Raw genomic sequence first — 22,751 nt, 5'->3', positions numbered from 1 at the left:
ACGGTCTTTAGATATGAAAATATCCCTTTATACCTAAGTTTTCGCTTTTCTCTAGCAAAAGATTTCTTTTATTAGATAAAAATAAATTAAAAGAAAAAATACAAGGAGAAACCGGTTTACAAGGCGTTTTTTGCGTTTAACAAGAATAGAGTAAGGATAGGGACTATTTTACTGGTTTTTCGTCCCGTACATTAGTTCGACCACATCTAAGGAGGGATCACACAAAGTGAGGGGAAAGAACAAAAAAGTATGGGCCATTTTGATTGCCCTGGTACTCGTCTTACATACTATGCTCGGCGCGGGAATCGGTCAGGCAAGGGCGGAGGAAGCGGCGCCAGCCGGAGAGACCGTTGAGCAGCAAGTCACATCCTCGACGGAAGGCAGCGTCGTTCAAGCGGACGTGCCATCCGAATCCGGACAGACCGGAGACCCAATCGTCGTTGAAGAAAGTCCTATAAGCGCAAACGAAGCAGCGGTGGAAGAAGTTCCTGCCGCGGACGCCGGAACTCCTGCCGTGGAAGCGGAAGAAGAAACGGCTCCGGCAGCGGATGCCGCGGCTCCTGTCGCCGAAGAAGAAACAGCTCCCGCAGAGAGCGTAGAGACGCCTGCCGTTGATACGGAAACGCCGGCGGCAGATGAATCGACTCCTGCGACCGACGAAGAGCAGACGCCGGAAACCGACGTCGAAACTCCTGCAAGCGAGGAAGAAGCGGCTGCAACCAAAGAAGAAGCAGACAAAGCGAAAGCCGAACTTGCTGCTAAAGAAGCAGCAGAGGCAGACGCAAAAGTAACACCCGTGATCGAAGAAAACATCATCACGAACGTGTCGATCACGAACCAAAACGGAAGTGTGATCGATGCCGACCACCCGGTTGACGTCAACGATGCGCTTCAACTGAATTATCAGTTCGCTCTCCCGGACGGTAAAGGATACGGAGAAGGTTCGACCTTCGATTTCAACGTTCCTTCGCAATTCCCGATTTACAACGCAGTCAATGCCCCTCTGTTCGCTACCGATAGCTCGGGCGAGACGATCGGTACGCTTCAAGTTACCACGGACGGTCACGTCAAACTCACGTTTAACGATTACATTGCCAAGCATTCCGATGTAAAAGGCAACTTGACGATCGGTACGGTACTGACGGAACAAACCGTAAATAACCAGGAGCAGGTTACTATTTCTTTCCCGATCGCGGGCGGACTCGTACCGGTTATCCTTTATGTCACAAAACCGGACAATACCGATCCGATTCGAAACGATGCCAACCTTTTCTACAAACTGCATACCTCTACCAATTACGCGGATAAACAGGCTGCATGGGGTATTTTCATCAACAAAGATATGCTCTCGCTTAACAAGGTTGTCGTAAAGGACACGTTCCCGAACGGTGGGCTTGAACTGGTCAAAGCTTCGATCGCTGTCGAAGTCGAAGGCACTGAAAATGGCAAAGGAAACGGTCAGTACAGTGCTTATGCAGGCAGCTACACGGTAGAAGTTTTGGAAAACAATTTGCGTAAAGGGTTCGTCGTAACTTTCAATGAGCCTGTAACGCAAAGTCTTCGCATTACTTATACGACCAATTACGACAGCAGTAAATTGACGGACGCTACAGTGAATCAAGGATTCGTCAATCGTGCGAATCTGACTGCCGAGATCCTTGGCAAAGACGGACAAGGCCCTGCGGAACAGATTACCAAAGAATCGCAAATCGCCTTCTACGAGCCTTTCGTTGACAAAGACGGCGCGCAGAACGGAGATCGCCTGAATTGGTCGATCACGATCAACAAAAACCAGTCCACGATCACCAATGCGACCATTATCGATACGGCGGGCAACAGCCAGACGCTGGATCGCGAATCCTTCCGTCTGTACCAAGCGGCCGTGGATCGCAATGGCGTGGTAACCAAGACGGGTACCCTGCTGACAGAAGGCACGGATTATATGTTGAATATGGCAGCGGACGGCACAACCGGATTTACCCTGTCGTTCAACAATCCGATCAATTCCACTTACGTGCTGGAATACGCTTCGACCTTTAACGCCGCTGAGACGAAAGACCTTACGGAAATCGTCAACAACGTTCGTTTTACAGGTGAAGGCATTCGGGGCGGGATCGTGGAAAGTCAAAGCAAAATCACGGTACGCGTAACGACGGGTTCCGGTTCGGGTTCCGGGACGATCCCGGTAACACCGCCGACGACGCCACCAACAACGCCGCCGACGACGCCACCAACAACGCCGCCGACGACAGAGACGCCTCCGCCAACGACGACGCCACCGACAACGGAGACGCCGCCAACGACGGTAACGCCGCCGGATACGACTGTACCGGAAAATCCGGTTCCCGTAGGACCGCCGGTCATCGTGGTGCCGACTCCGCCGACGCCGGTAACGCCGACGCCGGATACGACGATTCCGGACGATACAACGCCGGTTGGACCTCCGGTCGTGCCGACTGAGCCGGATACGACGATTCCGGACGACACGACGCCGGTTGGACCTCCGGCCGTGCCGACGGAACCGGTTATGCCGATTCCGGACGAGACGATCCCGCAGGGACCTCCGATCGTTCCGGTTCAAGAGCAGCCGATTCCGATGCAGCCGATCGTTTCGATCCCTGACGACTCCGTGCCGCAAGGAATGCCAGTAGTCGAAGGAACGGTAGTGCCGAACGAAGAGACACTGCCGCAGACCGGCGAAAGCAGCAGCCTGCCGTACGTGATGGCCGGTGCCGGCCTGATCCTGTTCGGACTGCTGATGAGACGCCGTTCCGCTAAAAACGCCGAATAAGCGCTTTTCGCGGCAAATACGAAGCAGCCTGCCCCCGTTTTCGCGACTCCCGCGAAAGCGGGGGTTTTTGCATGCGTGCGGCTTTGGCTTTTATGCGTACATGCGTTCCTGCGTTTGCCCGGCGGCTTTTAAGGTTAAAAGAGAAGATAGCGGCAAGTCGGAAACGGAGTCCCGGACGAGGTGATCCGATTTGCCGATAAAGCGTTAACACTCTTTTTACTCGGCGTTAACGCTGTGCTATAATGGTGATATAAGGAGGAGTGCCCTATGGATTTTGCGATTCGCGGACAACACATTGAAGTTACTGACGCTCTGAAGGATTACATCGACAAGAGACTCAGCCGACTCGAGAAGTACTTCGATATTCCCCCTGCTACGGAAGGTACGGTTACGCTTAGCGTGACGCGCGGCATTCACAAAGTAGAGGTGACGATCCCTCTTCCAGGCGGCGTGTTCCTGCGCGCGGAAGATCGGAGCGACGACATGTACACGTCGATCGACTCGGTGCTGTCGAAACTTGAGCGCCAGATTCGCAAACACAAGACCAAAATGAACCGCAGGTTCCGTCAGGACGAAAGCCTCAAAGGGTTGTTCGTCGACGAGGGTGCCAACGCTTCCGTCTCCCCGTCCACGGACGAGGAAGAGGCCGAGGACGAACTCCAAGTGGTACGCAGCAAGCGATTCCTGCTCAAACCGATGGACGTCGAAGAAGCTATTCTGCAGATGAACATGATCGGCCACAACTTCTTCGTCTTTTCGAACATCGAATCCGAGACGGTCAACGTCGTGTATCGCCGTAACGACGGCAAATACGGCCTGATCGAACAGGAATAAGGCACGACTTTCACAAAAAAATCAAATTTTTTTAAGAAAAAGGGCCTTATCCGCATCGGATGAGGCTCTTTGTGCGTATATAATATGTTGGAAGTTTTACGGAAGAGCGGCCAGGCGGCCTTTTGCGCGGTTGCCCGTGCCCGCTCAAGCTGGTACAATTTAGGCAAACCATCCGTTTTGCACGAAAGGGGCACAACATGTTAGGACTTGTCAAAAAAATCTTCGGGGATATGAACGAACGGGACGTCAAGAAGTTCATGCGCACCGTGGAGATCATCAATAAAATGGAACCCGATTTCGAGAAGCTTACCGATGACGAATTGAAGCATAAGACGGTCGAGTTCCGTGAGCGCCTGGCCAAGGGCGAATCGGTTGACAGCCTGCTGCCGGAAGCTTTCGCAACGACGCGTGAAGCGTCCAAGCGTACGCTCGGCAAGCGCCATTACGACGTGCAGTTGGTCGGCGGCATCGCCCTGCATAACGGCCGGATCGCGGAAATGAAAACAGGGGAAGGCAAGACGCTCGTCGGCACCCTCCCGGTCTATCTGAATGCTCTCGTCGGCAAAGGCGTGCACGTCGTTACCGTCAACGATTATCTCGCCCAGCGCGATAGCGAGGAAATGGCTCAAGTCTACAATTTCCTTGGCATGACCGTAGGTCTCAACCTGAGCGGCATGGAGCACTCGCAGAAGCAGGAAGCTTACGGCTGCGACATCACGTACGGCACGAACAACGAGTACGGGTTCGACTACCTGCGCGACAACATGGTGCTGTACAAAGAGCAAATGGTACAGCGCCCGCTGTATTTCTGCATCATCGACGAAGTGGATTCCATCCTGATCGACGAAGCGCGTACGCCGCTGATCATCTCCGGCCAGGCGCAAAAATCAACCGAGCTGTATTTCCTTGCGGACCGTTTCGTGAAGCGTCTGCAGGTGGAAGAGGATTACACCGTCGACATCAAGATCAAATCGGTCTCGCTGTCGGATAAAGGCGCGGCCAAAGCCGAGCGCGACTTCGGCATCGACAATCTGTACGACCAAAAGCACGTCATGCTGAACCATCATATCGTGCAGGCGCTCAAAGCGAACGTAATCATGCGCCGCGATGTCGACTACGTCGTCGTCGAAGACGAAGTTGTCATCGTCGACGACTTTACGGGCCGCCTGATGGCCGGCCGCCGTTACAGCGACGGCCTGCACCAGGCGATTGAAGCGAAGGAAGGCATCACGGTTCAGAACGAGAGCATGACGCTCGCGACGATCACGTTCCAGAACTACTTCCGGATGTACCGCAAGCTGGCCGGCATGACCGGTACGGCAAAAACGGAAGAAGAAGAATTCAAAAAGGTATACGGCCTCGAAGTGCTGCAGGTGCCGACGAACCGGCCGAACCAGCGTCAGGATTCGCCGGACGTCGTCTACAAAAGCGTCGCCAGCAAATTCCGTGCGGTCGTAACCGAGATCGAAGAACGCCATGCCAAAAACCAACCGATCCTGGTCGGTACGGTCTCGATCGAGAACTCCGAAGTGCTGTCGGAAATGCTGAAGAAAAAAGGCATTCGTCACCAGGTACTGAACGCGAAGTACCACGCCGAAGAAGCCGAAATTATCTCCAGCGCCGGTCAACCGGGCGCGGTTACAATCGCGACCAACATGGCGGGACGCGGTACCGACATCATGCTGGGCGAAGGCGTGCAAGCTGTAGGCGGCCTGCACATCATCGGTACGGAGCGCCACGAATCGCGCCGGATCGATAACCAGCTGCGCGGCCGTGCCGGACGTCAGGGCGACCCGGGTTCGACGCAGTTCTACCTGTCGCTCGGCGACGAACTGATGAAGCGTTTCGGCGCGGATAACGTGCTGAACATGATGGAGCGCCTGGGCTTCGAAGAAGACCAGCCGATCGAGAGCCGCATGATCACCCGCGCGGTGGAATCGGCGCAGAAGCGGGTCGAAGGCAACAACTTCGATACGCGCAAAATCGTGCTCCAATACGATGACGTGATGAACCAGCAGCGCGGCGTGATCTACAAGCAGCGTATGGAGCTGCTGGAAGCCGACAACGTCAAGCAGATCGTGCTCGACATGATCCGCGGCACGATCGAGCGGATCGTCGAAGCGCATACGGGCGACGATATCCCGGAAAACTGGGAATTGGAGCAGGTGGCCGAGTATATCAACGCCAAGCTGCTTGAAGAAGGCGAGATTACCCGCGACGAGCTGTGGGGCAAAGAATCTTCGGAGATTACGGAGTACCTGTACGACAAAGTCGAACAGCGCTACAACGAACGCGAAGCTTCCCTCGGCGAAGCGATGGTCCGCGAATTCGAGAAAGTCATCGCGCTGCGCGCGGTCGACCGGAAATGGATGGATCATATCGACGCCATGGATCAGCTCCGTCAAGGTATCCACCTGCGGGCATACGGCGGTACCGATCCGCTGCGCGAATACCAGTTCGAAGGTTACGAAATGTTCAATCAGATGATCGCCGGCATCCAGGAAGAGGTGGCGACGTACATCATGAAAGCACGCGTCGAATCGAACCAGCAGCGCGAAGCCGTGATCGACGAGAAGAAGATCAGCACCAACAGTCCGACGCCGGAAAAGAAAGCTTCCCGCAAAGACCGTCGCGCCCAACGTTAATCGTACACCCTCCTGCATGAGCAGGTAACAGCTCCCCGATGAGTTCGGCGGCTGCGTTCGGAATCCCGCGGCACGACCGCCGGATTCCGGCGTACCGCGGCGCGAGCCCGGGCATACGGCCCGGTTTCCGAAGTTCTTTTCGGAAGCCGGGCCGAAGGGCTGTTTACGGGCGGTTTATCCGCCGACATAAACGAGAGAAGCCGCAAGCGGCTTTTTAGACTACCAACGAGGTGAAGAAAAATGATCGATCCGAATGTCAGACACGATCTGCGCGAGTTGACGCAGAAATTAACCAACCTTAGGGGGTCACTTTGACTTAGATCTCAAAGAAGAAATGATCTCCAACTTCGAAGAGAAAATGGCCGCTCCCGGTTTTTGGGACGACAGCGATAAAGCGCAGGCGCTGATTGCGGACATGAACGCGGTCAAAGGCTCGCTTGACCAATATCTGAAAATGCAGCAGGATTTCGACGACGCCGTGCTGATGGCGGAACTCGCCGACGACGAAGACGATCAGGAAATGGCGGATGAAGTGGCGGCAAGCGTAGCCGATCTCATGACGCGCATGGGCGAGTTCGAACTGCAGCTGCTGCTGAGCGAACCTTACGACAAGCTGAACGCCATTCTGGAGCTGCATCCGGGCGCCGGCGGCACCGAGTCGCAGGATTGGGGACTTCAGCTGCTGCGGATGTATACGCGTTGGGCCGAGAAGCGCGGCTTCAAAGTCGAGACGCTCGATTACCTGCCGGGCGAAGAAGCCGGCATCAAAAGCGTGACGCTGCTGATCAAAGGCCATAACGCCTACGGCTATCTCAAAGCGGAAAAAGGCGTGCATCGCCTCGTCCGCATCTCGCCGTTCGATTCATCGGGCCGCCGCCATACGTCGTTCGTATCGTGCGACGTCGTGCCGGAGATCGACGACACGATCGATATCGATATTCGCACGGAAGACCTGAAGATCGACACGTACCGCGCAAGCGGCGCGGGCGGTCAGCATATCAATACGACCGATTCGGCCGTCCGGATTACCCACCTTCCGACCGGCGTGGTCGTGACGTGCCAGAATGAACGCTCGCAGATCAAAAACCGCGAACAGGCCATGACGATGCTCCGTTCCAAGCTGTATGAACGGGAGATCGAAGAACAAAAGCGGCAGTTGGCAGAGATTCGCGGCGAACAGTCGGAGATCGGCTGGGGCAGCCAGATCCGCTCGTACGTGTTCCATCCTTACAGCATGGTCAAAGACCATCGCACGTCGCATGAAGTCGGCAACATCGGCGCGGTCATGGACGGCGATCTGGACGGATTCATCGACGCTTACTTGCGCAGCCAGCTGAAGATCGAACCGTCGGAGTAAGCGGGAGCCATGTCAACGAGCAAAGGCGGCAGAAAGCCGCTGGTCCCGCTTCACGGCGCCAAACGAAACGCCCTCGATACGACGCTGATTGTCGTGGGCGCTTTTATTACGGCGATCGCGTTCAACCTGTTCCTGCTGCCGAATCAGATCGCGTCCGGCGGCGTGTCCGGCCTGTCGATCATTATCAAGGAATGGTTCGATTTCGAGCCTGCTTTTACCCAGTGGATCTTCAATATCCCGTTGTTTATCGCCGGGGTGATTTTTCTGGGCAAACAGTACGGGGCGCGCACGCTCGTCGGTACGATTTGCCTGCCGCTTTTCATCTTCCTCACGCGCGACTGGCCGATCTCGACAACCAATCCGCTGCTCGGTTCGCTGTATGGCGGAATCGGCGTCGGCTTGGGCCTCGGACTCGTGTTCCGCGGGCGCGGCTCGACCGGCGGCCTGTCGATCGTGGCGCATCTGCTGCAAAAGTTCAGCGGACTCAGCCTGTCGCTGAGCGTCATGCTGGTCGACGGCACGGTTATCGTGCTGGCCGGCTTCACGTTGTCGTTCGAAAATGCGCTGTATGCACTGATCGGGCTGTACGTGACGGGCAAAGTGATCGACGCGGTGGAGATGGGCCTCGGGTATACGAAAGTGGCCTACATTATTACGGATAAGCGCGAAGAGCTTACCCGGGTGATTTTGCAGGACCTCGACCGCGGCTTGACCGAACTCAGCGCACGCGGTGGCTATACCGGCGAGTCCAGGCCGATGCTCATGGTCGTAATCGGCCAGAGCGAGACGAGCCGGCTGAAGACGCTGGTGCGCTCGGTCGATCCCGAAGCGTTCGTCGTGATCAGCAACGCGCAGGAAGTGCTGGGCAAAGGATTCAAGATCCAGATCTGAGCGAAAACCTGCGCAAAACAAAAACCGCTTCCGGAGTCTCTCGACTTTGGAGGCGGTTTTTGCATATGGAATCGGATCTAGGTCGACAGCCGGTCGATCTCTTCCCGCGTCAGGCCGGATAACCGCATCGTCTGTTCGGCGCTCATGCCTTCCGCGAGCAGATTGCGGGCGATTTCCTGCCTCGCTGCCCGTTCGCCTTCGGCTTTGCCTGCCGCCATACCTTCAACCTTGCCTTCTTCCAAGCCTTTACGCCGCATTTCGTAATACTCGTCGCGCAGCGCTTTTGTCAGATTCGAAATCATGCTATCCACTCCTTTGGGATCGTTGAACTCGTCGAGAATATGGCCGATCTGTTCGGTTTCCTTCGGATTGATCAGTTTGAACCACGATTTGAACAGCCGGAAAAGTTCGGGACTGAGTGTTTGCAGCATGCGGCTCGACTTCTTCAACTGTGCGGTGAACGATTCGGCACCCGGATGCTGCTCCACGAGAAAGATGAGCCCCATCAAGTTATCCATCTCCTGCAGTTTGCGTTCGTCAAGCCGTTTGACGTCAAGGAGCACGTAACGAAAATTCAACAGTTCTTCGCCGAAATGCTGCTCGCCGCCCAGCATTTCGCGAAAAGAACGGGCCGCGGTCCATGCGGAACTTCCATTGTATAAAACGATCGGCACGATCGCGGGCAGCCGATAACTTTTTCTGCGCACCTCGGCGGGCGGAGCGTTAAGGCTGACGTCGCGCCAGATCTCCGTCATGTACGTCAGCAGCCGGTGCGGCATCTCGAAGTCGACCCGGGATTGGAACTCCAGCAGCAAATAAAAGTAAAACTCCTGTCCCCGTATACAGGCTCGGTAGACGAGATCCGACTCTTTTTCCTTATAATCGCTCAAAATATACGACTTGTCGACCCGCAGCAGGTCTTCCCCGGCAATTTGCCGCGCCCATTCGCCGGGCACGAAGTTCTGCAGCAGTTCGGCGAACAGGGAACGGCTGGACAGCAGCGATTTGTAGGCTTTGTCGTAAGGGTGATGCAGCGGTCTTTTTCGATCCGGATGCATAGCGCAATCTTCCTCTCGGGAACAAATGATTCAAAGGAGATCGCGCCGGGGTCGGAAGATGCGCCGGATCTTTTCTTTTTATGAAGTATACTCTTTTCATGAAGAAAAGGGAATGTATGTTCCTGTTTTCGTATCTGCTTTTTTTCTCCTTGCACGGAATGTAAACTTTTTCGCGCAAGGTTGTATTTATATGATACCGAACGTATAATAATACATATTATTCACGTTCTATGCACGGTATATGCATGTATGCCACATATTCATTCGAAAGAACCTTATAGAGCGGAGGCCAGGAAGAAATGAGCAAAGACAAGATCAAAGCGGCGATCGTAGGCGCGACCGGTTACGGCGGGGCGGAGCTGATCCGTCTGCTCCAGGCGCATCCCCATGTCGAAGTCAGCTGCGTGCTGTCGTCGTCGAGCAGCGGCGTTCCGCTGAGCGCGAGCTTTCCCCATCTGACGAACCTTATCGAACTGGAGCTTGAATCGATCGAGCCGGCGAATATCAAAGCCAAAGCCGATGTCGTCTTCCTGGCCACGCCTGCGGGCGTAAGCGCCGAGCTGACGCCTAAGCTGCTGGAACAAGGACTCAAAGTCATCGATTTGTCGGGCGATCTTCGTCTCAAGGACGGAGCCGTCTACGAGAAATGGTACAAACGTCCTCCGGCATCCGAAGACGTGCTGGCCCAGGCGGTATACGGGCTGAGCGAGATCTACGGTGAGTCCGTCGTCGGGCGTGCGGCGATCTCGAATCCGGGCTGCTTTCCGACGGCGACGCTGCTCGGCCTGATCCCGGCGGTGAAAGCGGACTGGATCGACCCGGCGACGATCATCATCGATGCCAAAACCGGCGTGTCCGGCGCGGGACGCGGAACCGGGCTCGGCACGCATTACGGCGAGATTAACGAAAGCGTGAAAGCCTATAAGGTCAACGCGCATCAACATATTCCGGAAATCGAGCAGGTGCTCGGCGAAGCAGCCGGCGCGGAAGTGGTCGTGACGTTCACGACACACTTGATTCCGATGACCCGCGGCATTCTGAGCACGATGTACGCTTCGGTCAACGAAAAGCGGAGCACGCAGGAATTCATCGATTTGTATCGAACCTTTTATGCAGGGCGTCCGTTCGTGCGCATTCGGGAAAACGGCGTCATGCCGGCAACCAAAGAAGTCTCGGGCTCGAATTACTGCGATATCGGGTTTTCGGCGGACGAACGGACCGGCCGCGTCACGATCGTGTCGGTCATCGACAATATGGTCAAAGGCGCGGCGGGACAGGCGATCCAGAACCTGAATCTCATGATGGGCTGGGACGAAGCGGAAGGTCTCCGTTTCGTTCCGATGTATCCTTGATTCCATAGCGATTATATACCGAAAGGCGGAAGCGGCTCATGGCAGTTCCTTCTTATACCGTCGTCGAAGGCGGATCAATCATTACGCCGAAGGGATTCCGGGCATCCGGTCTTCACTGCGGTTTGAAAAAAACGGACAGAAACGATATCGGCGCCATCGTGTGCGAGGTTCCCGCTTCGGCGGCGGCCGTCTATACGACGAACCTGTTCCAGGCGGCTCCGCTGCAGACGACCCGCGACAGCCTGGCGAACGGCGTGCTGCGCGCGGTCATTGTGAACAGCGGCAACGCCAATGCGTGCACGGGGACCCAGGGCGACGCGGACGCGTCCGAAATGCGCGATCTGGCAGCTAAAAGTTTCGGCGTGAACCCGGAAGACGTGGCGGTCGCTTCGACCGGCGTCATCGGAGAGAATCTGAAGATGGACTGCGTGCGAAGCGGCATCGCCCGCCTGGCGGACGTGCTGGCAGGCGACGCGGATGCCGGAGAACAATTCAGCCAGGCGATTCTGACGACCGATCTGGTCAAAAAAGAGCTGTGCGTCTCGCTGCCGATCGACGGGCAGACCGTGACGATCGCGGGCGCGGCCAAAGGCTCCGGCATGATTCATCCGAACATGGCGACCATGCTGGCCTTTATGACGACGGATGCCAAAATCGGCAGCGAAGCGCTGCACAAGCTGCTGCGGCGCACGACCGAAAACACGTTCAACATGATTACGGTGGACGGCGATACGAGTACCAACGACATGCTGGTCGTTATGGCGAGCGGTCTGTCGGGGCAGAAGCAGGAGCTGGACGAAGCCCATCCGGATTGGGCGGCTTTCGCCGAAGCGTTCGTGCGGGTCTGCGAGCATCTGGCCAAAGCGATTGCCCGCGACGGCGAAGGCGCGACCAAGCTGGTCGAAGTAACCGTAAGCGGCGCGGAGAGCGAAGAGTCCGCACGGGCCGTCGCGAAGACGGTCATCGGCTCCAGCCTCGTCAAAACGGCCGTATACGGCGCGGACGCCAACTGGGGACGCATTATCGCGGCCGTCGGACGCGCGGGCGTGCCCGTTCATCCGCATACGGTCGATATCAAGCTCGGCGATATCGTCGTGCTGACGTCTTCCCAGCCGGTCGCGTTCGACGAAGAGTTGGCGCTGGAATATTTAAAAGGCGATACCGTGACCATCTCGGTCGAGCTGAACATGGGCGAAGCGCAGGCGACTGCCTGGGGCTGCGACCTGACTTACGATTACGTGCGCATCAATGCGGCGTACCGGACATAAATCGAACCTATTGCCGTACCAAGCGCGGCCGGCGCAGGCCGAACCGCGAATCGATACAAAGCCGGAAGTTACCGGCGCATCTGGAGGGATAGTCATGCAGCGACAGTCGTACCGCTTCCCGCACGACAAAGGGTCTTCGGCCCCGCTTCGGCAGGATTCGGACACATCCGACGTGCAAGCCTCGTTCGTCATGAAATGCGGCGGCAGCACGCTGGCCGCTTTGCCGGAAGCATTCTTTGCCGATCTGGCGCAGCTTCAGGCAGACGGCGTGCGGCCGGTCATCGTGCACGGCGGCGGCCCGGCGATCTCCGACAATCTGGAGAAGCTCGGCATTCCGACGGAGTTCGTGCACGGCCTTCGCCGCACGACCGAAGAAGTGCTCGACGTCGTGGAAATGGTGCTTGCCGGAACGATCAACAAATTGATCGTGCGGCGCATTCAGTCCGCCGGCGGCAAAGCGCTCGGGCTGTCCGGCTCCGACGGCTCGCTGATCCAGGCCGAGCCGGTCGCGAATGCCGCCGAAGTCGGCCTGGTCGGCGACGTCGTGCGCGTGGAAGCGGACATCGTCGCCGGCGTGCTGAGCATGGGCTACATGCCCGTCATCGCTCCACTGGGCGTCGACGCCCAGGGACAGCGCTATAATATCAACGCCGACACGGCGGCCGGCGCGGTCGCTTCCTTCGTCGGCGCGCGGCGCATGATCGTCGTGACCGACGTGCCCGGCATCCTCAAGACGGTCGACGGCGTCAAAGCGGCGCTGCCGTCCGTCACTTTTGCCGAGATCGAAGACATGATCGCAAGCGGCGAGATCTACGGCGGCATGATCCCGAAAGTCCGCGCCGCGATGAAGTGCCTTCACGGCAACGTCGAAGAAGTCGTGATCGTCGACGGCAGCGAAGAGAGAGTGCTGAGCCGGCTTCTGTCCGGCGAAGCGATCGGAACGACGATCCGGCGATAACGTTCGGAAGAACGGACTTGAACAATACCCTAATCCCTGATTTTTGTGAATGATGACCCCGATGAAGCAGGCCAAGCGGAGGGAGAAGTGCAGGGAAGAAGCGCCAACGCACTTCTCCCGCAGCTTCTCGCCGAACCCAGGAAGGAGCGTGCAAGACCATGACCGAAGAAAGCGCATTGTTTCAAACGTACGCCCGCAACCCGCTCGCCCTCGTCAAAGGCGAAGGCAGCTGGCTGTGGGACGACCAGGGCAACAAGTATCTCGACTTCATGAGCGGCCTCGCCGTCACCAATCTCGGCCACGCGCCGAAAAAGGTCGGAGACAAGCTCAAGGAGCAGATCGATACGCTGTGGCATACGTCGAATCTGTTCGTCATTCCGAAGCAGGAAGAAGCCGCGAAGAAGCTTGCCGAAGTCGCGCAGGCCGACGCCGTCTTTTTCTGCAACAGCGGCGCCGAATCGAACGAAGCCGCGATCAAGCTTGCGCGCCGTTATTTCCAGAAGGTGAAGGGCGAGGAACGCTACGAGATCATCACGCTCGGCAAATCGTTCCACGGCCGCACGCTGGCTACGCTGACCGCGACCGGCCAGGACAAAGTCAAAGAAGGCTTCCTGCCGCTGCCAGCCGGCTTCGTCACCGTGCCTCCGCATGACATTACGGCGATCGAGCAGGCGATCAACGAGCATACGGCCGCCGTCATGATCGAAATGGTGCAGGCCGAAGGCGGCGTCTATCCGCTGGATCAGGCGTACGCGCAGCAGATCGAACAGCTGTGCCGCGACAAAGGCATCCTGCTGATCGTCGACGAAGTGCAGACCGGCATGGGCCGGACCGGCGCCTGGTTCGCGCATCATCGCTACGGCATCAAGCCGGATATTTTCACCGTCGCCAAAGGCATCGCTTCAGGCTTCCCGGCCGGCGCCATGATCGGGCGCGCCTATCTCAAAGAAGCGTTCACCGCGGGCAGTCACGCGACGACGTTCGGCGGTACGCCGCTGGCTTCGTCCGCGATCATCGCGACGATCGAGACGATGCAGGAAGACCGCCTGCCGGAGCGGGCCGCGGCAATCGGCGATCTGCTGATGAACAAGCTGCGCGAGCGTCTGCACGGCAATCCTTTCGTCAAGGAAGTACGCGGACTGGGTCTGCTGATCGGTATCGAATGCGCGGAGCCCGTCAGCGAACTGGTCATGGCCGGACAGCGCCGCGGCCTGCTGTTCGTGTCGGCCGGCCCGAACGTGATCCGCCTGCTGCCGAACCTGTACGTGACCGAAGAACAAGTCATGCAGGCGGTCGAGATCGTCGCTTCGGTGATCGAGGAGAAAGTACCGACGCCGAGCGCGTAGGCGCGGGCGGCGCCGACAGAGCGTTCGGCGAACCGGGCGACGGATGCCGGGTTCGCGAACGCTCTCTTTTTACGAAATCGACGCATTCCAAGGAGGACTTGATATGGATCTGACTCAACAGGCGTACGGGGCGGCTCTCAAAGGGCGCGACCTCGTCGAACTGACCGACTATACGACGGAAGAAATCCAGTACCTGCTCGATCTCGCGATCGAACTCAAACGCAAACAGAAAACCGGCGAGACGTTCCGGCCGCTGGAAGGCAAAACGCTGGGCATGATCTTCGAAAAATCGTCCACGCGCACCCGCGTTTCGTTCGAAGTGGGCATGTTCCAGCTCGGCGGACACGCTCTTTTCCTCAGCAAAAACGATATTCAGCTCGGACGCGGCGAAGCGATCCCGGATACGGCCGGCGTTCTGTCCCGCTATCTCGACGGCATCATGATCCGGACGTTCGGCCACGAAAACGTGACGGAGCTCGCCAAATACGCGGATATTCCGGTCATCAACGCGCTGAGCGATCTCGGCCATCCGTGCCAGGTACTGGCGGATTTGCAGACGATCCAGGAGCACAAAGGATCGCTGCGCGGCCGCAAGCTGGCCTACATCGGCGACGGCAACAACATGGCCCATTCGCTGCTGCTCGGCGGCGCGAAGATGGGCATGGACGTCAGCATCGCGAGTCCCGAAGGCTACGAGTCGGATGCCGATATCGTGCGCCAGGCCCGCGAGATCGCGAACGTCACCGGCGCGAAGATCTCGATCGTGCGCGACGCGCGCGAAGCGATCGAAAACGCCGACGCCGTGTACACGGACGTCTGGGCGAGCATGGGCTTCGAGGAAGAACAGAAAGTGCGCGAGCTCGCGTTCAAGGATTATCAGGTGAACGAAGAGCTGGTGCAGCATGCCAAGTCCGATTATCTGTTCCTGCACTGCCTCCCGGCGCATCGCGGCGAAGAAGTGAGCGCGGGCGTGATCGACGGCAAAAACAGCGTTATTTTCGACGAGGCCGAGAACCGGCTGCATGCGCAAAAAGCGGTCATGGCGACGCTGATGGCGTAACGATCTCCCCGGATCGTCGATCGCAAGGGGCAAAAAGAAGGGCGGCCGATCCTGCGCAGGCAGGAGAACGCCGCTCTTGCGCCGAACAAGGATAGATCGAAGTGATACAGGAACGCAGACAAGCATCGAACTTTTAGAGCGGAGGATCATATACTTATGGCAAAAGAAAAAATTGTACTCGCCTATTCCGGCGGACTGGATACGTCGATCATTTTGAAATGGCTCAAAGAAACGTATGACGCGGAGATCATTGCTTTTACCGCGGACATCGGGCAAAAGGAAGAACTGGACGGCCTGGAAGAAAAGGCACTCGCGACCGGCGCTTCGAAAGTGTACATCGACGACCTGCAGGCCGAATTCGCTTCGGACTTCATCTATCCGATGTTCCAATCCGGCGCCCTGTACGAAGGGCAGTATCTGCTCGGCACCAGCATCGCGCGTCCGCTGATCGCCAAGCGGATGGTCGAAATCGCCCGCGCCGAAGGCGCGACGATGATCGCCCACGGCGCGACGGGCAAAGGCAACGACCAGGTTCGGTTCGAACTCGGCGTCGCCGCGCTTGCCCCGGACATCAAAGTGGTCGCTCCGTGGAGACTCGACACGTTCCGCGAGACGTTCCCGGGCCGCGCCGAGATGATTGCCTATGCGGAGCAGCATGGCATCCCGGTCACCGCTTCGGCCGCCAAGCCGTATTCGACCGACCGCAACCTGCTGCATATCAGCTATGAGAGCGGCGTGCTCGAAGATCCGTGGTTCGATCCGAGCGCTCCGGAGAACAAAGAGATGTTCCTGCTCAGCGCCGATCCGCAGGACGCGCCCGACAAGCCGGAAATGCTGGAGATCGAATTCGAGCAGGGCAACGCCGTCGCCCTGAACGGCGAAGCGCTCAGCCCGCTGCAGGTTATGGACAAGCTGAACGAACTCGGCGGCAAGCACGGCATCGGCCGCGTCGACATGGTCGAGAACCGTTTTGTCGGCATGAAGAGCCGCGGCGTGTACGAGACGCCGGGCGGCACGATCCTGTTCACCGCCCACCGCAAAATGGAATCGCTGACGATGGACCGCGAAGTCATGAACCTGCGCGACTCCCTGCTGACCCGCTACAGCACGCTCGTCTACAACGGCTTCTGGTTCGCGCCGGAACGTCTTGCGCTCCAGGCGCTGGTAACGGAAAGCCAGAAAAACGTAACCGGCACCGTCCGCGTCAAGCTGTACAAAGGCAACGTCATCGGCGCCGGCGTCAAAAGCCCGGTCAGCCTGTATAACCCGGACATCGCCACGATGGAAGCCGACCCGAGCCAGGCTTACGACCAGAACGACGCGACGGGCTTTATCAGCCTGAACGCGCTGCGCCTGAAAGTCGCAACCAGCGTAGAACAAAACAAATAAGACCGAAGGCGCAAAAACCGTTCCTGCGCACAGGACTTTGCACAGCCCTTCCCGTTCCTCCCGAACGGGGCCCCGGTCGAACAGGAGCCGCATAGCCGCTCCGCCTTCGACCCATCGGCCGCACAGGAACGACGAAGTGTTCCGCCTGCGGCCCCGGCTCTACCCGGTCGAACAGGAGCCGCGCAGCTGCTCCACCTTCGACCCCCGGCCTCTGGCCGCACAGGAACGACGAAGTGTTCCGCCTGCGGCCCCGGCCCTACCGGTCGAACAGGAGCCGCGCAGCTGCTCCGCCTTCGACCCCCGGCCCCTGGCCGCACAGGAACGACGAAGTGTTCCGCCTGCGGCCCCGGCCCTACCGGTCGAACAGGAGCCGCGCAGCCGCTCCGCCTTCGACCCATCGGCCGCACAGGAACAACGAAGTGTTCCGCCTGCGGCCCCGGCCCCAAGTCCCGGCCGAGCGCCGCACCAGGCAGCGAACAGCTGCCCTCACCGAGCGCCTCCGCTCGCCTGACAGCTGCGGCCGCCGGAGGCAGGCCGGGCAGCGCCACCACGCACCCGCACCGCCAATACACGCACACCCCCCGCCGCCCGCGACCAAAAGTTCTGCAACGTTCGGGTGTCCAGAGGGCAGACGCCCTTTGGGGCCCTCCCTCGGGGAGGGTTTGGGAGGGGAAAGGAGTTCAGATGAACAAACTATGGGGAGGCCGCTTCACGAAGCCGACCGACCGTCTGGTGGAAGAATACACCGCCTCCATCAATTTCGATAAAGCGCTGGCCGAAGAAGATATTCAAGGCAGCCTGGCGCACGTGGCCATGCTGGGCAAATGCGGCATCATTCCGCAGGAAGACGCCGACACGATCGCGGAGGGCCTGATCAAGGTGCTGCACAAGATCGAAGCCGGACAGGTGGAATTCTCCGTCTCCGACGAAGACATCCATATGAACATCGAGAAGCACCTGATCGAAGAAGTCGGTCCGGTCGGCGGCAAGCTGCATACGGGCCGCAGCCGGAACGACCAGGTGGCGACCGACATGCACCTGTATCTGCGCAGCCGCGTCGTCGAGCTGACAGGCCTCGTGCAGGCTGTGCAGCAGGCGCTGCTCGATCAGGCGAAGCAGCATACGGACACGATTCTGCCGGGCTACACGCATCTGCAGCGCGCGCAGCCGATCCTGTTCGCGCATCATCTGCTCGCTTACGTCTCGATGTTCCAGCGCGACGCGGAGCGCCTGATGGACAGCTACAAGCGGATCAACATCCTGCCGCTCGGAGCGGGCGCGCTTGCGGGCACGACGTTCCCGATCGACCGCCATTTCGTCGCCGAACAGCTCGGCTTCGACGGCGTGTACGAGAACAGTCTGGATGCCGTCAGCGACCGCGACTTCATCCTGGAGTTCCTGGCCGGCGCGTCCATTCTCATGATGCACATGTCCCGCCTCTGCGAAGAGATGGTGCTGTGGAGCAGCACGGAATTCGGCTTCGTCGAACTCGACGACGCGTTCTGCACGGGCAGCAGCATTATGCCGCAGAAGAAAAATCCGGACGTGGCCGAACTGGTCCGCGGCAAGACCGGACGCGTGTACGGCAACCTCATGGGGCTGCTGACCGTGCTGAAGTCGCTGCCGCTCGCCTACAACAAAGACATGCAGGAAGACAAAGAAGGCATGTTCGATACGGTGGCGACGCTTGACGGCGCACTGCGCCTGTTCGCTCCGATGATCGCGACGATGAAAGTGCGGACCGGCCGCATGCGCGAAGCGGTCAACAAAGACTTCTCGAACGCGACCGATATCGCGGACTTCCTGGTCGGCAAAGGGCTTCCTTTCCGTCAGGCACACGAAGTCATCGGCAAAACGGTGCTGTACTGTATCGAGAACGGCAAGTATTTGCTCGATCTCAGTCTGGACGAGTTCAAAAGCTTCTCGGACCTGTTCGACGAAAAGATCTATGCCGTGCTCCAGCCGGAGAACGTGGTCAACGCCCGCAACGTATACGGCGGTACCGCAGCTCCGCAGGTGGAAGCGGCGATCGGACGCGCGGAAACGACGCTCGGATGGACGACGGATTGGCTGAACGGCCGTCTGTAACCGTCTATGCCCGCTCTGCCGAATCCGTAACCGACTAAAGGCCTCCTTCGGGAGGCCTTTTTTTCGTGCAAAGTCCGGGTTCAAAGCGCCAAAGTGCATTTGCAGAAAGCCGCGAATGGGGTAGAATATAGGAAAAGCGGCTGTGTAACGCTGACAGCGGCTCAATTTGCATGGGTGCAGACTGCGAGGCCAAACTTTTATGTTCAAAGACCTGTTCGTCAATTTCACGATCCTGGCGACGCTGCTGTTTTTCGGCAACGTATTTTTTAACCGCTTTCGCAAATCTTCCTGGGCGGTCGCTTCGGCTTCGAGTGCCTGGCTGCCCTGGGCAACGGGAATCGCGCTCGGCTTGGTCGGCATCGTCCTGATGGAATTTTCGTTCCCGATCGGCCGGAATTCGGTCGTCGACCTGCGTCAGACCGCGATCATTATCGCGATTTACGTCGCGGGCATCCCCGGAGGGCTGGGAGCCGGCCTGCTGATCGGCGTGTTTCGCCTGTTTTTCTTCGGCGAGTTCGGCCTGTCTTCGTACGTCGGCGGCACGAACGCGATCGTCACTTTTATTTGCGTGGCTCTGGTGCTGCGCAAAGGACGGCTCGAACCGCTCCGCTGGGCGGCGGCTTTCGCGATTCAATTCGTGCTGCTGATGATCAGTTTGTATATCATGGTAGGGACGACCGCCCTGCATATCATCCCCGTCTATTCCGTCATTATTGCCGGTACCGGCGTGTTTACCTTTTTCATGCTGCGCCATCTTAACAACTCCAATGAACTGTTCGCTTTCATGGAAGATGCCGCGCACCGCGATTTTCTGACCGGTCTGCATAATCCCCGTTCTTTTCATTTCGCCTACGACCGCCGAATGAAGCGCACGCTGAAGAACGATGAAGGATTTGGCCTCATTTTGCTCGATATCGATCATTTCAAGCGCGTCAATGATACGCACGGCCATCCGGCCGGCGATCTTGTGCTGCAGCAGCTGGGCAAAATCCTGATGTCCTGCTCGCCGGCCGACAGCTACTGCGCGCGCAACGGCGGCGAAGAATTCGCGGTCGTGCTCGATCGCCGCGAAGAAGACGCGGTCATGCGGCTGGCGGAGAAAATCCGTGCGGCGGTGGAAAGCCATGCTTTTCTGCTCGATGACGGAACGAAGCTGAAGCTGACCGTTTCGATCGGGTACGGCCGCACGGAAGAAGGATCGCCGAGAACGCTGTTCCGCCGGGTCGACGACGCGTTGTACCACGCCAAGGAAAGCGGACGGAACCGGATCAGCAAAGCGTCCTCCGAGATCGGAAGCGGCGAAAGTCCTCCGGACTCCGGTTCCGCCCCGAACCCGCCTTCTTGAAGAAGGTGCGGGTGCAGGCCGTGCGCGGGAGGCGGGAGCGTCCGAACACGGCGGCCCGCCCCGAGCAGTCCGCATCGAAAAGCCCTTGTTCCGATTTCCCGGACAAGGGCTTTTTTTAACGCATCCAAACGCAGGACCCGCTTATTTCTTCGGCTCGCCGAGCGGCAGCCATTCCAGCACGCGCTGGATCATCGTATCCCAATAACCCCATTCGTGCTCGCCCGGGCCTTCCTCGTACGTAAAGTCCAACCCGCTGCTTTCGGCCGCTTTTTTGAACGTTTGATTGTCTTTGTACAAAAAGTCTTCCGTGCCGCAGCATTGGTACAGCTTGGGCTTCGGTGCGGACCCTTTTGCCGTGCGATCGAGCAGGAACAGCAGATCGTCTTCGCTGCCGCGCACTTTTTGCTCGCCAAAAATCGTGTCCAGCAGGCCGGCGCGCGGATTGTTGCCGTTCTCCACCATGGAAGCAATATCGAGTGCCCCCGAGAGACTGGCTCCCGCCGCGAATCGATCCGGCCGGCGCAAAGCCAGCTTGAACGCGCCGTAACCGCCCATCGACAGTCCCGCCGCGAAGTTGTCTTCGCGTTCGGCGGACAGCGGGAAGAACGAGCGTGCCAATTCCGGCAGTTCTTCGCTAATGAATTCCCAATATTTTTCGCCGTGCGCCATGTCCGTGTAGAAGCTCCGGTGTACCTGCGGCATCACGATCGCGATACCGTAGGCGGCGGCGTAACGTTCGATCGACGTACGCCGCACCCAGATCGTGTCGTCGTCCGACAGGCCGTGCAGCAGATACAACGTTTTGTGCGGTCCCGGCCGTTTGACGTTTTCCATGCCGATCTGCGAACGGGTCTGCTGCGGCAAGATGACGTTCATCGACGTGCTGAGACCAAGCGATTCGGAAAAAAAGTTGCAGGTAAGTAAAGCCATGCTGTAAGTTCCTCCTTCGTGGGTTTCTTCAAAACCGGGCGAATTCGCGGTCTGCGCTGTCGGTCCGATTTTAAAGAAAACGCTTTATCGTAAACCATTTCGGGTTCGGTCCGGGCAATTCCTGCACAACAATCCAACTAGGGCCGAAAGACCTAAATAATCGTTGCCGGTCCCACAAGCGGAACATATAATGAAAGAAGCGAAAAAGACCGATATATAAGCGAATGCCGCCTGTGAGGCCGTCGTTTTGACGGAGATTTGTAGGCGTGCCGGAAGGAGGAGACCTTTTTGTTGGATCGGCTTAAAAAGGAACAGGGATTCACGTTGATCGAAGTGCTGGCGTCGCTGCTGATCCTGTCGATCGTGGCCCTGGCCTTCACCGCTTACTTTAGCAATGCGCTGACTTTCGCGAAGAGCAACCAGAACAAGACGATCATGTCGAATCTGGCCCGCAACGCGCTTGTGTATATGCAGAAGCAGGATTTTGACCGGATGGAAAGCTATTTCGAATCGGGTATCGCGACCGTCGTTCGTCCGGGCAATTCCCCAGGTACCGAGCGGGTCGGCATCGCGCCGGAGACGTTCGGAAGCTGCACCAATGATACGTCGGGCGTGTGCGTATTCCGTGACATGTTCGAGAACCGCAATCTGGAACCGCTGAGAGCCGTGCTGGAGCCGCGGGTGAACGGCGTCCAATACCGGGTCGTGATCGAATATCAAAAAGAGTTGAACCGTACGGAGGCCGAAGGAGGCGCTCTGCTGCTGCCGATTCGGGCCACGGTCACGACGGCGGAAGCCGGATCGGGCGGACCGGGAGCGGACGCGGTAACGGTGGAGGGATACGTCAATGCGCAATCGATTCGCTAACATGTGGAAGCGCGAAGAAGGCGTCACGCTTATCGAGCTGATCGCCGTGCTGTCGTTAATGTCGATGATCCTCGGGATCATCTCGACGACGATCTTCTTCGGCTTCCGAAGCTACAACACGGTCGGCGTGGAGAACCGGCTGCGCGAAGAAGGCGACATCCTGATGTCGTCCATCATTACGGAACTGTACGTGTTTGCCCCGGACCACGTCTATCCGCTGGCGAACGGAACCGGCTTCCGCATGCTGCACGTAACGGCCGACGGAACCGAAGATCCTTCCGACGCCACGACCGTAAGGATCAATGCCGAGACGGGACAACTGGAAATTCAAAAAGCGAACGTCGATTATTCCAAGATGGCGGACCCGTACCAGTCGACGAAGATCAACGGCACAATCGTGCAGGGGCTGTCTTCGATCACGCTTGAAGGCGACACGGCCGGCGGTTTCGACTATTATACGACCGGGTCGATCAACATCAAGCTTGCGCTGACGCTCGGTACGGGAACGGGAACGGACGGTTCGCAAATCGAATTGGAGAGCCGTTTCGGCTTCTGATGAAAACACAGACACA

The 22,751-nt window shown here is 58.1% G+C and carries 17 protein-coding genes; 15 read left to right on the top strand and 2 right to left on the bottom strand.

Annotation, left to right across the window (positions count from 1 at the left end; translation table 11 throughout):
- The first annotated feature begins 226 nt into the window (after nucleotides 1-226).
- From FFV09_RS08245 to FFV09_RS08225, 5 genes are all read left to right on the top strand, one after another.
- Nucleotides 227-2,791 (top strand): LPXTG cell wall anchor domain-containing protein, encoded by a 2,565-nt coding sequence (locus FFV09_RS08245; protein ID WP_141447387.1) that lies wholly within the window; start codon nucleotides 227-229, stop codon nucleotides 2,789-2,791.
- Between the two features lie 267 nt (nucleotides 2,792-3,058).
- Nucleotides 3,059-3,625, top strand: coding sequence for a ribosome hibernation-promoting factor, HPF/YfiA family (hpf, locus tag FFV09_RS08240; RefSeq protein ID WP_141447386.1), 567 nt, complete (start codon nucleotides 3,059-3,061; stop codon nucleotides 3,623-3,625).
- A 197-nt stretch (nucleotides 3,626-3,822) separates the two neighbouring features.
- A complete protein-coding gene (gene secA, locus FFV09_RS08235) occupies nucleotides 3,823-6,270 on the top strand; it encodes a preprotein translocase subunit SecA (protein WP_141447385.1) in 2,448 nt (815 codons plus the stop codon).
- A gap of 240 nt (nucleotides 6,271-6,510) precedes the next feature.
- Nucleotides 6,511-7,627 (top strand): peptide chain release factor 2 gene (prfB, locus tag FFV09_RS08230; protein ID WP_237401851.1). Its coding sequence is split into 2 segments (ribosomal slippage): nucleotides 6,511-6,582 and nucleotides 6,584-7,627, totalling 1,116 coding nucleotides; the frame shifts between segments, so codons are not numbered across the junction.
- 9 nt (nucleotides 7,628-7,636) lie between these two features.
- The gene (locus FFV09_RS08225) at nucleotides 7,637-8,518 is read left to right on the top strand and encodes a YitT family protein (RefSeq protein WP_141447383.1); all 882 of its coding nucleotides are present in this window, start codon (nucleotides 7,637-7,639) and stop codon (nucleotides 8,516-8,518) included.
- A gap of 77 nt (nucleotides 8,519-8,595) precedes the next feature.
- Here FFV09_RS08225 and FFV09_RS08220 read toward each other — a convergent pair whose 3' ends face one another.
- Complete coding sequence (locus FFV09_RS08220; protein ID WP_141447382.1) at nucleotides 8,596-9,576, bottom strand: Rpn family recombination-promoting nuclease/putative transposase; 981 nt, start codon at nucleotides 9,574-9,576, stop codon at nucleotides 8,596-8,598.
- 299 nt (nucleotides 9,577-9,875) lie between these two features.
- Between FFV09_RS08220 and argC the strand changes: the two genes are divergently transcribed.
- From argC to FFV09_RS08180, 8 genes are all read left to right on the top strand, one after another.
- Nucleotides 9,876-10,928, top strand: a complete 1,053-nt coding sequence (gene argC / locus FFV09_RS08215; RefSeq protein WP_141447381.1) for an N-acetyl-gamma-glutamyl-phosphate reductase — start codon at nucleotides 9,876-9,878, stop codon at nucleotides 10,926-10,928.
- A gap of 38 nt (nucleotides 10,929-10,966) precedes the next feature.
- Complete coding sequence (argJ, locus tag FFV09_RS08210; RefSeq protein WP_141447380.1) at nucleotides 10,967-12,196, top strand: bifunctional ornithine acetyltransferase/N-acetylglutamate synthase; 1,230 nt, start codon at nucleotides 10,967-10,969, stop codon at nucleotides 12,194-12,196.
- Between the two features lie 190 nt (nucleotides 12,197-12,386).
- Nucleotides 12,387-13,154 (top strand): acetylglutamate kinase, encoded by a 768-nt coding sequence (gene argB / locus FFV09_RS08205; protein ID WP_246098552.1) that lies wholly within the window; start codon nucleotides 12,387-12,389, stop codon nucleotides 13,152-13,154.
- Between the two features lie 158 nt (nucleotides 13,155-13,312).
- A complete protein-coding gene (locus tag FFV09_RS08200; RefSeq protein ID WP_141447378.1) occupies nucleotides 13,313-14,500 on the top strand; it encodes an aspartate aminotransferase family protein in 1,188 nt (395 codons plus the stop codon).
- A gap of 103 nt (nucleotides 14,501-14,603) precedes the next feature.
- Nucleotides 14,604-15,560: an ornithine carbamoyltransferase gene (gene argF / locus FFV09_RS08195; RefSeq protein WP_141447377.1), complete on the top strand. Its 957-nt coding sequence runs from the start codon at nucleotides 14,604-14,606 to the stop codon at nucleotides 15,558-15,560.
- A gap of 156 nt (nucleotides 15,561-15,716) precedes the next feature.
- On the top strand, nucleotides 15,717-16,949 hold the full coding sequence (locus FFV09_RS08190) for an argininosuccinate synthase (protein ID WP_141447376.1): 1,233 nt from the start codon (nucleotides 15,717-15,719) through the stop codon (nucleotides 16,947-16,949).
- Between the two features lie 684 nt (nucleotides 16,950-17,633).
- On the top strand, nucleotides 17,634-19,037 hold the full coding sequence (gene argH, locus FFV09_RS08185) for an argininosuccinate lyase (protein ID WP_141447375.1): 1,404 nt from the start codon (nucleotides 17,634-17,636) through the stop codon (nucleotides 19,035-19,037).
- Between the two features lie 199 nt (nucleotides 19,038-19,236).
- On the top strand, nucleotides 19,237-20,382 hold the full coding sequence (locus FFV09_RS08180; RefSeq protein ID WP_141447374.1) for a GGDEF domain-containing protein: 1,146 nt from the start codon (nucleotides 19,237-19,239) through the stop codon (nucleotides 20,380-20,382).
- 141 nt (nucleotides 20,383-20,523) lie between these two features.
- Here the strand turns inward: FFV09_RS08180 and FFV09_RS08175 are convergent, their stop codons facing one another.
- A complete protein-coding gene (locus tag FFV09_RS08175) occupies nucleotides 20,524-21,312 on the bottom strand; it encodes an alpha/beta hydrolase (protein ID WP_141447373.1) in 789 nt (262 codons plus the stop codon).
- Between the two features lie 291 nt (nucleotides 21,313-21,603).
- Between FFV09_RS08175 and FFV09_RS08170 the strand changes: the two genes are divergently transcribed.
- A complete protein-coding gene (locus tag FFV09_RS08170) occupies nucleotides 21,604-22,179 on the top strand; it encodes a prepilin-type N-terminal cleavage/methylation domain-containing protein (protein ID WP_170314966.1) in 576 nt (191 codons plus the stop codon).
- Complete coding sequence (locus tag FFV09_RS08165) at nucleotides 22,160-22,735, top strand: pilus assembly FimT family protein (RefSeq protein ID WP_141447371.1); 576 nt, start codon at nucleotides 22,160-22,162, stop codon at nucleotides 22,733-22,735. The genes FFV09_RS08170 and FFV09_RS08165 overlap by 20 nt, the downstream gene beginning before the upstream one ends.
- The last annotated feature ends 16 nt before the right edge of the window (nucleotides 22,736-22,751 follow it).

Source organism: Saccharibacillus brassicae, assembly GCF_006542275.1.
GTDB classification, from domain to species: Bacteria; Bacillota; Bacilli; order Paenibacillales; family Paenibacillaceae; genus Saccharibacillus; species Saccharibacillus brassicae.
The sequence above is the reverse complement of the archived record's forward strand: the minus strand, read 5'-3'. Positions and strand labels throughout refer to the sequence as shown.

Excerpts from the sequence above, each read along its gene's own strand:
- secA (WP_141447385.1), top strand. The coding sequence starts at position 3,823 with ATGTTAGGACTTGTCAAAAAAATCTTCGGGGATATGAACGAACGGGAC.
- FFV09_RS08165 (WP_141447371.1), top strand. The coding sequence starts at position 22,160 with ATGCGCAATCGATTCGCTAACATGTGGAAGCGCGAAGAAGGCGTCACG.
- FFV09_RS08180 (WP_141447374.1), top strand. The coding sequence starts at position 19,237 with ATGTTCAAAGACCTGTTCGTCAATTTCACGATCCTGGCGACGCTGCTG.
- argH (WP_141447375.1), top strand. The coding sequence starts at position 17,634 with ATGAACAAACTATGGGGAGGCCGCTTCACGAAGCCGACCGACCGTCTG.
- FFV09_RS08225 (WP_141447383.1), top strand. The coding sequence starts at position 7,637 with ATGTCAACGAGCAAAGGCGGCAGAAAGCCGCTGGTCCCGCTTCACGGC.
- hpf (WP_141447386.1), top strand. The coding sequence starts at position 3,059 with ATGGATTTTGCGATTCGCGGACAACACATTGAAGTTACTGACGCTCTG.
- FFV09_RS08175 (WP_141447373.1), bottom strand. The coding sequence starts at position 21,312 with ATGGCTTTACTTACCTGCAACTTTTTTTCCGAATCGCTTGGTCTCAGC.
- argF (WP_141447377.1), top strand. The coding sequence starts at position 14,604 with ATGGATCTGACTCAACAGGCGTACGGGGCGGCTCTCAAAGGGCGCGAC.
- FFV09_RS08190 (WP_141447376.1), top strand. The coding sequence starts at position 15,717 with ATGGCAAAAGAAAAAATTGTACTCGCCTATTCCGGCGGACTGGATACG.
- argC (WP_141447381.1), top strand. The coding sequence starts at position 9,876 with ATGAGCAAAGACAAGATCAAAGCGGCGATCGTAGGCGCGACCGGTTAC.
- FFV09_RS08220 (WP_141447382.1), bottom strand. The coding sequence starts at position 9,576 with ATGCATCCGGATCGAAAAAGACCGCTGCATCACCCTTACGACAAAGCC.
- argB (WP_246098552.1), top strand. The coding sequence starts at position 12,387 with ATGAAATGCGGCGGCAGCACGCTGGCCGCTTTGCCGGAAGCATTCTTT.
- FFV09_RS08200 (WP_141447378.1), top strand. The coding sequence starts at position 13,313 with ATGACCGAAGAAAGCGCATTGTTTCAAACGTACGCCCGCAACCCGCTC.
- argJ (WP_141447380.1), top strand. The coding sequence starts at position 10,967 with ATGGCAGTTCCTTCTTATACCGTCGTCGAAGGCGGATCAATCATTACG.